The organism is Leucobacter weissii, assembly GCF_017565745.1.
GTDB classification, from domain to species: domain Bacteria; phylum Actinomycetota; class Actinomycetes; order Actinomycetales; family Microbacteriaceae; genus Leucobacter; species Leucobacter weissii.
In genome coordinates, this window is sequence record NZ_JAGDYM010000013.1 from 1 (window position 1) to 12,025 (window position 12,025).

Consider the following 12,025-nt stretch of genomic DNA (forward strand, 5'->3'; position numbering starts at 1 on the left):
TCACCGGCAAGGACGCTCAGCACGATCCTTGTCTTCTTCTCCACCGGAATCTGGGGTGGTCTTCCCATGTCGGACTCTCCGTTCAGGACTCAACTAACAGCCCTGCCACATAGTCTGACGCGCGACAGCCAGGGCGACGCGCCACCGCGACGAACAACTGATGCTGGGTTGTGTGATGGGGGCGCCCCCTCACGCCAGACCGCACCCCCACATATCTGGGGACGGTTCGACACCTGAGAAAGGCACGATGATGAGTTCCACGAACACCCCGCAACAGCCCGCCACGTGGTGGCAACGGGTCACCGCCGCCGTCCGTTCGTTCTTCCAGCGGCTCACCTCGGGCGGGTCTGATCGGGCATGACCGGAGCTGGTGACGGGTCGTTGCTGTCGACGATCGCAGACTGGGCGGTCTCGCTCATGGAGTCCATCGGCGCCCCCGGCGCGGGGATCGCGATCGCGTTGGAGAACCTATTCCCCCCGATCCCCAGCGAGGTCCTGCTGCCGATGGCGGGACTTGCCGCCAGCCGCGGCTCGTTCACCCTCGTCGAAGCCATCGCCTGGACCACCGCCGGGTCGGTGGTCGGCGCGTTCCTGCTGTACGGGCTGGGCGCGTGGTTGGGAGCGGACCGGTTGCGGCGCACCGCCGACCGGCTGCCCCTGGTGCGCGGCAGCGACGTCGACCGGTCCATCGCCTGGTTCGACCGGTACGGTCCGCTCGCGGTGTTCCTGGGCCGCATGCTGCCCATCTTCCGCAGCTTGATCTCCATCCCCGCCGGTGTCGCCCGCATGCCGCTGTGGCGTTTCGGACTGCTCACCACCGCCGGCAGCCTGATCTGGAACACCGTGTTCGTCCTGGCCGGCTACCTGCTGGGTGAGTCGTGGCCGGTCGTGGAGCAGTACGCCGGCCCCCTGCAGTTCATCGTGCTCACCGGCATCGGCCTCGCCGCGGCCTGGTTCATCACCGTCCGCGTCCGCCAACGCATCCTCGCCCGCCCCCGCACCTGACCAGGACCCCTCATGCTCAACGACTTCCTCCTATGGTTGCTGGACACCATCCAGGCCCTCGACCCCGTTCTGCGCACCACGATCGCCGGCGTCGCGATGATGCTGGAAACCAGCGCCCTGGTCGGGCTCGTCGTCCCCGGCGACGCCGTGGTGTTGCTCGCCGCGACCGGCGTGACCACCTTCTGGGGCGGGGTCGTCCTCTTCGTCGTCGTCGTCGTCGGCGCGCTCATCGGCGAGAGCATCGGATACGCCCTCGGACGCTGGTTCGGCCCCGCCCTGCAGCGCAGCCGCGTCGGCCAACTCCTCGGCGACCAGCAGTGGGAGCGGGCGCAACGCTACATCCAGCGCCGCGGAGGCCTCGCGATCTTCCTCTCCCGGTTCGTCCCCGTGCTGCACTCCACCGTCCCCATGGTCGCCGGGATGACCCGGTTCCGGTACCGCACCTTCCTAGCATGGACCATCCCCGCCTGTGTGATCTGGGCAGCCGCCTACGTCACCGTCGGGTCCCTCGCCGCGAACGCAATGCGCGAGTACGCCGGCAGCCTTCACATTGCCGGGTACATCTTCGTCGCCGTCATTCTCCTGTTCGTCTGCGGCGTGTGGGCCGTCAAACGGTTCATCCTCCGCTCCGAGAAACGCCACCTCGAGCCCCCGGCGACCGCCACCCCCACTCCGACGCAGGGCGCGGACGACTCCTCACCACACGCGGCCTCGATCGATCGCGCCTGAACCCGCGACAGTGACTGAGCCCATCGACGGCCCCACCCGCACAGGTCAAGCCCTCGCCCCGGCGTCAAGACACTCACTTCCCTCCACAGGAAAGAAGGACCGATGCCCTACCAGGTTCCCAGTCGATTCAACAGAATCGCGATCGTCACCGGGGCCGACACCGAGCCGGGTCGCGCGGTCGCTCGCGCGCTGGCCGCCGCCGGGGCAACGGTCACGCTGGCAGTTCCCGATCCCGCCCGCGGAGATCAGATCCGCCGCCAGATCATGGCCGCACACCCCGGCGCGGAGTTGTGCGTGCGGCGCCTGGACATGTCCGACCTGTCCAGCGTCCGCGGGTTCGCCGCCGCTCACATCGCGGACGGGCTCCCCGTCCACATGCTGATCAACCTCGCCGAGGCCCCCTGCCCTCTCACTCGCGTCGAGACCGCGGATGGCTTCGAGCTGCAGATGGCTACCAACTTCCTGTCCGCGCACGCACTGATCGCGAGCCTGCTGCCCGCGCTGTTGTCAGCGCCCTCGTCCCGCATCGTGACGGGAGCAAGCCGGGCAGCCCGACGCGGAAGAATCGTTCTCGATGATGTGAACTCCGAACGCTCGTACCACGCCGCCGACGCCTATGCGGCGTCCAAGCTTGCGGGGCTGCTGCTCACTCAACGGCTCGCGCGAATATCAACAACGTACGGTTGGCCTCTGCTCGCAACGAGCGCGCGCCCCGGCAGCGACCACGCGCACTCCCGCCCGGCCACGTGGGACCGCCCGGCTGGTAGCTGGCTCACCTCGGTTCGCGCGAACCTCCTACCAGAGGGGCAGCTGGTCGGCGACGTGGACCCTGTGCTGCACGCCGCCGCCGCACCCGACGTCACACAAGGGGGCCACTACGGAACGACCTGGCCGCTCCCCGGCCCGCCCCGCCCCGAACCACTACCCGACCAGGCGCGGGACGAAGAGCTGGCCGAGCAGCTCTGCGCGCAGGCCGAGCAACTCACCGGGGTATCCCTGACGCCCTTGACATGACCGGGCCTGGTGGCGCGACGCAGCCGGTCTGACAAGCTCGGGCCGCGCCTGGTGGTCGTCCACCGCCAGCTGCGCTCACCCCTAGACCTTCAACTGGACTTGAACGTTTAGGCTGACAGTGTGCGCATATCTGAGGTCGCGGCACGGTCAGGTGTTCCCGCGACCACGCTGCGCTACTACGACTCCATCGGGCTCATCGATGCCCGCCGTGAACCCAATGGGTATCGCGCCTACGACGACGGCGTGCTGGAGCGGCTTACGTTCATCGAGGCGGCAAAGAAACTGGAGCTGTCCCTGCCCGAGATCGCCGAGCTGCTGGTCGTGGTCGACGGTGATAGCTGCACGCAGGTTCGTGACGCGCTGCACCCGAAGCTGACCGACCGGCTGCGTGAGGTCGATGCGCATCTGGCTGCGCTGCGCCTGCTGCGAGAGCGTCTGGTGGTCGCCAGCGAGAGGGTCGCCGCGTGCCCGGACAGTGGTGAGTCCTGCCGCAGCGAGTGCATGCTGCTGGGCGCAATCCGCCGTGCCTGCCAGTCTGATCAGGAACCCGCTGAGGGGTCGCAGTGGAGCTGATCCGGCGCATCGTTCAGGGGTGGGACGCTCACCAGATCCCGTTTTATCTGGTCGCGATCGCTGCCGGCGCTGGGGTGGGCTTGGCGTTCCCGGGCGTCGCTCCGGTGCTGGAGCATTCCATCGAGCCGGTGCTGATGCTGCTGCTGTTCGCGACCTTCCTGGGTGTGCCATTGACCGAGGTCGGACGAGCGTTCCGCGACATCCGCTTTCTCGGCACGGTCCTGGTGGCCAACTTCGTCCTCGTGCCCCTGGCTGCGTGGGGGCTGTCCCGGTTCGTGGCCGACGACCAGGGGCTGCTGCTGGGTGTGCTGCTGGTGCTCCTGACCCCGTGTATCGACTACGTGATCGTGTTCACGGGCCTCGCCGGCGGAGCCCGCGCCAGCCTCCTCGCGGCCGCCCCGCTGCTGATGCTCGCGCAGATCCTGCTGCTCCCGGCGTACCTGTTCTTGTTCGCCGGCCCGGACGTGCTCGCCGTGATCGACATCGCCCCGTTCGCGGAGGCGTTCCTGCTGCTGATCGTCATCCCCCTCGCCACGGCCGCGCTCGTGCAGATCCTCGCCCGCCGACACCGCACCGGACGCGTCATCGAGACCGTCATGGCCGGCGTCATGGTGCCGCTGATGATGGCGACCCTGGCCGTGGTCATCGGCTCCCAGATCGCCGCGGTCGGCTCCCAGATCACCGCGCTTCTGCGGGTGCTGCCGCTCTACGCCGTCTTCGTCATGATCGCCGTCACCATCGGCAAGCTCGCGGGGAGAGTGGCGCGGCTGGACGTCCGGTCGACGCGGGCCGTGATGTTCTCCGCCGCCACCCGCAACTCCCTCGTCGTCCTCCCACTCGCCCTGGCCCTCCCGCCCTCGCTGGCGATCGCACCGCTGGCTGTTGTTACCCAGACCCTCGTCGAACTGGTCGCGATGGTCATCCTTGTCCGCGCAGTCCCGGCCATCAGCCCGACCACCTGAGACGCGTCTGCCCCGCCGCGCGCGGGTGCGCCCGTGGTGGAAGGCGGCACTCACCGGGGTAGCGCGGAGCGTTGATCGCACGAGCGGCGATCACATTCTCGCGCTCGGCCACGCCGCCGTGAGCCGTCCTATCGAGGTGCTGGGGCGTCGTGTCGGGCGAGGAGCCCGGCCAGGGTGACGGTGAGGGAGCTGCCGACGATGTCGGTGAATCCCATGTGCAGCGCGGCGATGGCGGGGTCGGCGTCGTACGCGGCCTGCAGTGCGGGCGTGGGCGTGGAGTGCGGCCACGCGGCACTGGTGATCAGAATCGTGGTCACAGCGACGTGCAGCGCATCGGCGCCGTCGAGCTCGGGCAGCACCCGGAGCACGATCCCGGTGAGGTCCTCGGCCATGCCATGGGTGGCGTGCTTGTGGCGCAGGATCACCTCGGTCGACACGTTCCGCTCGAGCACCGCCGCCTGCGCGGCGATGAGGTCGCACAGCACCGGTCGGCCCTGCAGCGTGGAGGCGATCGCAGAGGCGAGTTGTTCGGACCGCTCTGTCGCTGATCCTTCTGTGGTGTGCAGGGTGCTGTCCAGTTCCGCGACCCAGGCGCGGGTCTCGGTGTCCAGCAGCTCCAGCAGGATCGCTTCGCGGGACTCGAAGTAGCGCAGCACGTTGGACTTCGCCAATCCGACGCGGCGGCTGATCTCGTTCAGGCTCACCGCCGACACCGGCATCTCAGCCAGCATGTCCGCGGTGATCTCCAGGATGCGCTGGCGACGGTGCTCGCGCTGCTCCTCGCTACGTGCTCTCTGAAAATCCATACCCCCACTCTACAGACCGGCAGGCTCTTGTGTACAGACCGATGGTGTGTTAGCGTCGAGATCACGAACAGACCAGCAGTCTTTTGAGGAGTGGATCATGACCTACGAGGTTCCCAACCAGAGCGGCAAGCTCGCCGTCGTCACCGGAGCGAACAGCGGTACGGGCAAGGAGGCCGCCCGCGGGCTGGCCGGCGCCGGTGCCCGCGTGATCATGGCGGTGCGCACGCTCGCCAAGGGGGAGGAAGCCAAGCGCGACATCCTCGCCACCCACCCGGACGCGAAGGTGGAGGTGCGCCGGCTGGATCTGGCTGACCTGTCCAGCGTGCAGGAGTTCGCTGACCAGTTGATCGCGGAGGGGACGCCGGTGGATCTGCTGCTGAACAACGCGGGGGTGATGATGCTCCCCAAGCGGTACGAGACCAAGGACGGTCTGGAGATGCAGCTGGGGACGAACTTCTTCGGCCACTTCGCGCTCACCGTGCGGCTGCTGCCGCTGCTGCTGAAGGCTGCCGCCCCGCGGGTGGTGACGATGTCCAGCAGCAATCAGGCCCCGATCGACTTCGAAGACCTGAACTGGGAGAAGTCCTACGACGCGAACGGCGCGTACGGCCGCTCGAAGCTCGCGGACATGCTCCTGAGCCAGCAGCTGGCCCGGATCGCGAAGGACAAGGGCTGGAACCTGCTGTCGGTGGGTGCACACCCGGGGAACTCCTCCACCAACATCTTCGACAACGGCGCCCAGTACGGTGACCGCCCGATCCTCGCGATCCGCATCGCCTGGCGGATCACGCCCAGTCACTCGCCCGCCGCCGGAGCCGCACCGATGCTGTACGCGGCGACCCGGTCGGACGTGACCCAGGGCGGCTACTACGGACCCCGGTTCGGTCTGATCGGAAGCCCCGCCCCGGCCCGGATCTCCAAGCGTGGGCAGGACACGCAGACCGCCGCCCGGCTGTGGGCCGAGGCGGAGCGGCTGACGGGTGTGACCCTGACCTCCGTCGGCCTCTGACACCCACCCCGCTTCCGCTTTCCCCTTCCCTTCTTCCCGTACTTCTTCGTCGCCGCCGCCTGGTGGTGACTGTCCCCGCGCTCGTCGACACCCACCGCCCGCGCAACTCTCATGAAAGGCAGTAACCGAACTATGTCAACTCTCACCGGCAAGGTCGCCATCATCACCGGCGGCAGCAAGGGCACCGGCCTGGGCATCGCCAAGGCCTACGTCAAGGAAGGCATCGCCGTCGTCCTCACCGGCCGCAACGCCGATTCCCTCGCTACGGCGAAGGCGGAGCTGGAGCAGCTCGTGCCCGACGCGCAGGTCCTCGCCCTCGCGGCCGACAACAAGGACCCGCAGGTGGCGGAGAACGTCGTCGCGCAGACCATCGAGCGGTTCGGGCGCCTGGACGTGCTGATCAACAACGCGCAGGAGTTCCGCACCGGTAAAACGGTCGAGGACACCACCTGGGATGACATGCAGGCCACCTTCGAGTCCGGATTCTTCGCGACCTGGCGGTACATGGTCGCAGCCCTCCCGCACCTCAAGGCCACCCAGGGCACCGTGATCAACATGGGCTCCGGCGCCGGCGTGCAGTCCGTTCCCCGCCACGCCGCGTACGGGCCGAACAAGGAAGCCATCCGCGGACTGTCGCGGATCGCGGCGAAAGAGTGGGGCGCCGACGGGGTCACCGTCAACGTCATCAACCCCTACGTCGCCTCGGCCGAGTCCGAGCGGTACGAGAAGGCGCACCCGGAGATCATCGCCGAGATCATGAAGACCATCGCGCTGGGCCGCATCGGCGACGCCGAACTCAACGTCGGCAGCCTCGCCGTCTACCTCATCAGCGAAGGCGGCAAGTACATGACCGGCGCGTCCTTCGACGTCGACGGCGGCGCCTTCATCCGCCCCTGACACGTTTACCACGTTCAGGAAGACAGGACCATGTCTATTCGCACCGCTCCCGCCACGCTGACGGGAACCCCCCACGCGCTGCGGCGCTGGCGTATCGGCGGAACCATCCTCATCATCGGGCCGCTGCTGTATTGGGTCATTGAAGCCATCGGAGCAATGGCTTGGGACAACCCGCGCTACAGCTATGTTTTCAACTACATCAGCGACCTCGGCGTCCCCAATCCCGGCACTTTCGAAGGCCGGCCGCTGGACTCAGAACTGCACCTGCTGGTCAACATCGCCGGATTCGCCCTGCAAGGGGTGCTGCTTCTCGCCGCCACGATCATGCTGTGGCGAACGGTGTCTGCTCCAGTGATGCGTTGGTTCTACCTCATCATCTCCGCCTTCTACGCGGCGGGTCTGATTCTGGTGGCTAGCTTCCACGGCTCAGACGCGGCAGTCGCCGACGGCACGGCCGTGTGGCACGGCGTGGGGGCACTTCCCACGTTTGTCGGTGCGAACATCATCCTGATACTCATCGGAATCCACCTGTTCCGCCGCCGCCAGCAGGGTTTCACTAGCGTCGGCAGCCGAGTGGTGGGAGCTCTCTTCGCCACACTCGGAGTCGTCGGTATCTCCGCGCTGATCACTCTGCTGAGCATCTCTGGAAGTTCCGTCGACGGGCTCGTTGAGCGCATCGTGATCTATCCGTTCCTCGCCGCGCAGGTCATCGCCGGCGTCGGACTGTTGCGCGCCACCCGTCACACCTCCAATAGCGGGGTTTGAACGGCACTATCGCCGAATTGGGTGCTTCACCGCACGCACAGAGTGTCGGGCACCCGGAGCAGGTCCTACTTCAAGACGAAAAGGGAAACATCATGGAACAGCGAACTCTCGGCGGTACCGGCATCAAGGTCAGCGTCCTCGGTTTCGGGGCGATGAACCTCGGCGCGTGGGGCAACGTCGACCAGAATGGCGCGAACCGCCTCGTCGGCGATGCCCTCGAGGCCGGTATCACTCTCTTCGACACAGCGGACATCTACAGCTTCGGTGAGTCCGAGACCCTGCTCGGAAAGGCTCTTGGCGACCGCCGCGACGACATCGTGCTGGCCACGAAGTTCCGAAACGGTGCCCCCGACCAGCCCCTCGCAGGTGGCGCGTCGCGCCGCTACATCCGCACCGCCGTCGAGGCAAGCCTACGCCGCCTCGGCACTGACCGCATCGACCTCTATCAAGTGCACCGCCCCGACTGGGACACCGACCTAGACGAGACCCTCTCCGCCCTCACGGACCTGCAGCGGGAGGGAAAGATCGTCAACTTCGGTTCCTCCACCTTCCCCGCGCACACCATTGTGGATGCCCAGTGGATCGCTAAGGAACGTGGCCTGTCGAGGTTCACTACCGAGCAAGTGTCGTACTCGATCTTCCAGCGGGCAATCGAGGCCGACGTGCTTCCGCTCGCGCAGAAGCACAACCTCGGCATCCTCATCTGGTCGCCACTGGCGAACGGGTGGCTGGCAGGCAAGATCAAGCGCGACCAGCCGGTCAACACCCAGCGCGCCAACCTCGCCGGAGGAGAATTCGACCTGTCCACCCCCGAGGCCCAGCGCAAGCTCGACATCGTCGACGGTCTGCAGGAGATCGCCCGTGACCTGGATCTCACCCTCCCAGAGCTCGCGCTGGCGTTCGTGAAATCGCATCCGGCCGTCAGCACCGTCCTCATCGGCCCTCGCACCCCGGAGCACCTGGCCCAGAACGTCAAGGCCGCCGACATCACCCTCGATGCCGCGATCCTGGACCGCATCGACGCTCTCACCACTCCCGGCGCCGACGTAGCCTCCCAGGACCGGTACGAGATGCCCGTCCCCGCAATCGCCGACGCAACCCTGCGTAGACGCTGACACTCTCGTTCCCCAACTCGTGCGCGTGCGCAACGTCAAGACGCAAACACTCTGTGCGGCGTTCGACGCCGCACAGAGTGAGACCCCCGCCCGGGGCGCCGCGACCAGCGTGCTCCGGGCCGCCTCCCTGGTCATCGCCGACACCACCCGCCGCTGACCCCCTGGGGGGGGGTCCGCATTATCCGCCGTGCCAGCCCCTCCCGGAACCCAGAACTCGCGCGCGCGAGTTCGTTCACCACTCTCGACACGAAGGACACCCCCTGATGGACAAGAAGATCATCCTCGTCACCGGCGCCACCAGCGGCCTAGGACGCGAAGAAGCCAAGGCGTTCCTCACGCAAGGCCACACCGTCATCCTCCACGGCCGCAACCGCGACAAGGCCCTCACGGTGCAGAAGGAGCTGATCGCCGAGACCGGCAACCCGGACGTGGACGTCATGATCGCCGACCTGGAGTCCCTCGCGTCGGTGAAGGCCCTCGCCGAGCAGGTCGCGGGCAAGTACGACCGGCTGGACGTGCTGGTCAACAACGCCGGCAACCAGTACGGCGGCACCTGGCAGCCCACCGCAGAAGGCCACGAGAAGACCATGACGGTGAACCTGTTCGCCCCGGTCCTGCTGTCTCTGCTGCTCGTCGACAGTCTCGCCAGGAGCCCGCACGGACGCATCGTCACCGTCTCCTCCGCCTCCCACGCCCAGGGCGGACGCCCCTACCTGGACGACATCGAACTGAAGGACCACTACTCCTACACCCGCGCGTACGGGCTGTCGAAGCTGTACGTCATCTGGGCCATGCGCGCCCTCCGCAAAGACCTCCTCGCCCGCGGCATCATCACCATCGACGTGAACACCACCCACCCCGGCACCGCGAAGACCAGCCTCGGCGAAGCGGACCAGCGTCCGTTCCTGATGAAGGTCCTGTTCGCCGTGTTCGTGCCGCTGTTCGGCACCACCGCGGAGAAGGGCGCCCAGCCCACCATCTACGCCGCGACCTCACCCGAAGCCGAGGGGCTCTCGGACCGCTACTACGGCCCGAAGGGGCAAGAGAAGGTCAGCGAACGACACCACACCCCAGCGAGCGAGAAGGCTGTCTGGGACTACTGCCTGACAGTGCTCACCCCCTACCTGCCCTGACCGCCCGGTTGAGCGACCGTTCCCCTCACGAATTACGCCCTCATGAACTCCACCACAACGCCCCACGCCACACGAAGCACCCGACTGACCGTCGGCGCGATCCTTCTGTTTCTGAACGGGCTGACCTACGTCATCCTCGAGGCCATCACCGCGTCCGCCTGGCGTGACCCGGATTACAGTTACAGCTACAACTACATCAGCGACCTTGGCGTCCCCGATGTCGCCGAGTTCCAAGGCCGGATGATCGACTCGCCTCTTCACCTGGTGATGAACACCGCGTTCGTTCTTCACGGTGTGGTGTTCATCGTCGCAGCGGCGCTGATCTGGCGGGCAATCTCCCGGCCCGGGCTGCGGTGGGCCTTCCTTGTCCTCGCCGTCGTCCACGGCGCCGGAATCAGCCTCGTCGGGCTGTTCCACGGTTCGCAGGCCGCCGTGGAGGACGGCACCGCGGTCCTGCATGGGCTGGGAGCGCTGCTCGCCATCGTCGGAGGCAACGCTGCAGCCATCATCGCGGGTATCGACCTGCTGCGGCAGCGAGTCAGGCCGCTGGGCGGCGCCTTCCTCGCGTTGGGCGCCATCGGCATCGGAGCGTTCGCCTACCTCCTGTCCACCAGCGGTACCCCCGTCGACGGAATTCCGGAACGAATCGCGGTATACACCGTCATGGCCGCGGAGATCATCGCTGGAACAGCCCTCGTCGTGCGCGGCCGACGCTCGCACCGCGCAACAACCACGACCGCGCTTCCGGCAGGTGACCGCGGATGAACTCGCCCGTGGGAACGGCCATCCGCTTCCGTAACGTCCATACGTTCATCGACGTCACCATCGACGAAGACAACCCCACGGTGCGGTCCCTGATCGACCAACTACCGCTGACCAACCTGAACTTCGCCGACAACGCAGGACTGGAAAAGCTCGTTCGGCTTCCACACAAGCTCACCATCGCAGGCTCACCGGCCTCCGGGATTCACCCGGGAGACCTCATCTGTTTCACCCCGTGGAACAGCATCGCATTCTGGTACGACCCCGCCGGCTACAAACCGAACAAGAAACTCGTCCACCTCGGCCGATATCGGGCCACGATGACGCAACTAGAACAGATCACCGCCGCCCCCGTCACCGCCGAAGTCCTCACCGCCTGACCATCCTCAGCGTCCCCCGACCCGACTCGCCGCGACGATCACTCGGGACCACACCGACAGCACGCACCGTGATCTGGCCAGAAACTCCCGATCTGCGCACATCGAGCACCCATGCCGGCCCAACGTAACGCCCCGGCCACCCCACGGCTGCCGCCGGACGAGCACGCTGAACCCGCGGGCGCGGCGGTTCGGTCAACCCGGCACAGCATCACCGTCGCTGACTACCCTGGGAGCGGAGGTGGAGTGCCGAATGAATCAACACGTCGAGGCCCACACGACAGGCGCACACCGCGTCGGGCGTGACGCGGACCGAACCCGTGCGGCTCTGATCGCCGCGGCATCCGAACGATTCGCGCGAGTCGGTTACGCGGCCACGACGGTGCGGGAGATTTGCGCGGACGCCGGGGCGAACGTGTCGCTGATCAATCGGTACTTCGGTTCGAAAGCCGGCCTGTTCGAACGGTGTCTGACCGACGCGATCGACCAGCTCACCGACAACGACGACGCGCCCCTGGTCCTGCACGAGCTGCCTGCCGCCCTCACCCGCCAGATCACCGCCACCACACCGCCCGGGGCCACCGCGCAGGTGCTGCTGTTGCTGCTGCGCTCCAGCGACAACGTCCAGGCCGAACGCGCCCGCACCCGGGCCCTGCACACGATCGGCGACCGGCTCGCCGGTGCTTCGACCGCACCCGACGCCCGCCTGCGCGGACAGCTACTACTGGCCGCGACCATCGGCATCACCGCGCTGCGCACCACAGACCTCCGCCCCCTCGCCGACGCCACACCCGACGCTCTCGCCGCCCCCATGCGCGACCTCATCACCGCACTCCTTGGCCCCGCCAAGAACAACCGTTGAGACCCCACACAGGTCA

14 protein-coding genes are annotated in these 12,025 nt (G+C 67.2%); 13 read left to right on the forward strand and 1 reads right to left on the reverse strand.

The genetic code is table 11. The features are described 5' to 3' along the window. The first annotated feature begins 357 nt into the window (after nt 1-357). The 5 genes from J4H92_RS10985 to J4H92_RS11005 all read left to right on the forward strand — a co-directional run bounded on the left by J4H92_RS10985 (nt 358) and on the right by J4H92_RS11005 (nt 4,283). Complete coding sequence (locus J4H92_RS10985; RefSeq protein ID WP_208098242.1) at nt 358-1,005, forward strand: DedA family protein; 648 nt, start codon at nt 358-360, stop codon at nt 1,003-1,005. A 12-nt stretch (nt 1,006-1,017) separates the two neighbouring features. Further along, nucleotides 1,018-1,734, forward strand: a complete 717-nt coding sequence (locus J4H92_RS10990; RefSeq protein ID WP_208098243.1) for a DedA family protein — start codon at nt 1,018-1,020, stop codon at nt 1,732-1,734. Nucleotides 1,735-1,836: 102 nt separating this feature from the next. Continuing rightward, entirely contained in the window at nt 1,837-2,748 is a 912-nt protein-coding gene (locus tag J4H92_RS10995) for an SDR family NAD(P)-dependent oxidoreductase (RefSeq protein ID WP_208098244.1), read from the forward strand. A 120-nt stretch (nt 2,749-2,868) separates the two neighbouring features. Further along, complete coding sequence (locus tag J4H92_RS11000) at nt 2,869-3,321, forward strand: MerR family transcriptional regulator (protein WP_208098245.1); 453 nt, start codon at nt 2,869-2,871, stop codon at nt 3,319-3,321. Next, entirely contained in the window at nt 3,318-4,283 is a 966-nt protein-coding gene (locus J4H92_RS11005; protein WP_243752294.1) for an arsenic resistance protein, read from the forward strand. The genes J4H92_RS11000 and J4H92_RS11005 overlap by 4 nt, the downstream gene beginning before the upstream one ends. A 128-nt stretch (nt 4,284-4,411) precedes the next feature. Here J4H92_RS11005 and J4H92_RS11010 read toward each other — a convergent pair whose 3' ends face one another. Continuing rightward, nucleotides 4,412-5,089 carry a TetR/AcrR family transcriptional regulator gene (locus tag J4H92_RS11010; RefSeq protein ID WP_208098246.1) on the reverse strand — a complete coding sequence of 226 codons (678 nt, stop codon included), beginning with the start codon at nt 5,087-5,089 and terminating at the stop codon, nt 4,412-4,414. Between the two features lie 97 nt (nt 5,090-5,186). On the opposite strand from J4H92_RS11010, the gene J4H92_RS11015 reads away from it, so the two are divergent. The 8 genes from J4H92_RS11015 (at nt 5,187) to J4H92_RS11050 (ending at nt 12,009) form a co-directional block, all read left to right on the forward strand. Then, nucleotides 5,187-6,098: an oxidoreductase gene (locus J4H92_RS11015; protein ID WP_208098247.1), complete on the forward strand. Its 912-nt coding sequence runs from the start codon at nt 5,187-5,189 to the stop codon at nt 6,096-6,098. Nucleotides 6,099-6,230: 132 nt separating this feature from the next. Further along, nucleotides 6,231-6,995: an SDR family NAD(P)-dependent oxidoreductase gene (locus J4H92_RS11020; RefSeq protein WP_208098248.1), complete on the forward strand. Its 765-nt coding sequence runs from the start codon at nt 6,231-6,233 to the stop codon at nt 6,993-6,995. A 30-nt stretch (nt 6,996-7,025) separates the two neighbouring features. Continuing rightward, nucleotides 7,026-7,760 (forward strand): DUF998 domain-containing protein, encoded by a 735-nt coding sequence (locus tag J4H92_RS11025; RefSeq protein WP_208098249.1) that lies wholly within the window; start codon nt 7,026-7,028, stop codon nt 7,758-7,760. A 92-nt stretch (nt 7,761-7,852) separates the two neighbouring features. Next, nucleotides 7,853-8,875, forward strand: a complete 1,023-nt coding sequence (locus J4H92_RS11030; RefSeq protein WP_208098250.1) for an aldo/keto reductase — start codon at nt 7,853-7,855, stop codon at nt 8,873-8,875. A gap of 263 nt (nt 8,876-9,138) precedes the next feature. Beyond that, nucleotides 9,139-10,008 (forward strand): SDR family NAD(P)-dependent oxidoreductase, encoded by an 870-nt coding sequence (locus tag J4H92_RS11035; protein ID WP_208098251.1) that lies wholly within the window; start codon nt 9,139-9,141, stop codon nt 10,006-10,008. A 42-nt stretch (nt 10,009-10,050) separates the two neighbouring features. Then, nucleotides 10,051-10,773, forward strand: a complete 723-nt coding sequence (locus tag J4H92_RS11040) for a DUF998 domain-containing protein (protein WP_208098252.1) — start codon at nt 10,051-10,053, stop codon at nt 10,771-10,773. 8 nt (nt 10,774-10,781) lie between these two features. Beyond that, the gene (locus J4H92_RS11045; protein WP_208098253.1) at nt 10,782-11,150 is read left to right on the forward strand and encodes a cyclophilin-like fold protein; all 369 of its coding nucleotides are present in this window, start codon (nt 10,782-10,784) and stop codon (nt 11,148-11,150) included. Between the two features lie 250 nt (nt 11,151-11,400). Further along, nucleotides 11,401-12,009, forward strand: coding sequence for a TetR/AcrR family transcriptional regulator (locus J4H92_RS11050; RefSeq protein WP_208098254.1), 609 nt, complete (start codon nt 11,401-11,403; stop codon nt 12,007-12,009). Nucleotides 12,010-12,025 lie beyond the last annotated feature (16 nt).

Bases quoted from the DNA above. Each gene is read 5' to 3' on its own strand.
- J4H92_RS10985 (WP_208098242.1), top strand. From the start codon at position 358: ATGACCGGAGCTGGTGACGGGTCGTTGCTGTCGACGATCGCAGACTGG.
- J4H92_RS10990 (WP_208098243.1), top strand. From the start codon at position 1,018: ATGCTCAACGACTTCCTCCTATGGTTGCTGGACACCATCCAGGCCCTC.
- J4H92_RS10995 (WP_208098244.1), top strand. From the start codon at position 1,837: ATGCCCTACCAGGTTCCCAGTCGATTCAACAGAATCGCGATCGTCACC.
- J4H92_RS11010 (WP_208098246.1), bottom strand. From the start codon at position 5,089: ATGGATTTTCAGAGAGCACGTAGCGAGGAGCAGCGCGAGCACCGTCGC.
- J4H92_RS11015 (WP_208098247.1), top strand. From the start codon at position 5,187: ATGACCTACGAGGTTCCCAACCAGAGCGGCAAGCTCGCCGTCGTCACC.
- J4H92_RS11020 (WP_208098248.1), top strand. From the start codon at position 6,231: ATGTCAACTCTCACCGGCAAGGTCGCCATCATCACCGGCGGCAGCAAG.
- J4H92_RS11025 (WP_208098249.1), top strand. From the start codon at position 7,026: ATGTCTATTCGCACCGCTCCCGCCACGCTGACGGGAACCCCCCACGCG.
- J4H92_RS11030 (WP_208098250.1), top strand. From the start codon at position 7,853: ATGGAACAGCGAACTCTCGGCGGTACCGGCATCAAGGTCAGCGTCCTC.
- J4H92_RS11035 (WP_208098251.1), top strand. From the start codon at position 9,139: ATGGACAAGAAGATCATCCTCGTCACCGGCGCCACCAGCGGCCTAGGA.
- J4H92_RS11040 (WP_208098252.1), top strand. From the start codon at position 10,051: ATGAACTCCACCACAACGCCCCACGCCACACGAAGCACCCGACTGACC.
- J4H92_RS11050 (WP_208098254.1), top strand. From the start codon at position 11,401: ATGAATCAACACGTCGAGGCCCACACGACAGGCGCACACCGCGTCGGG.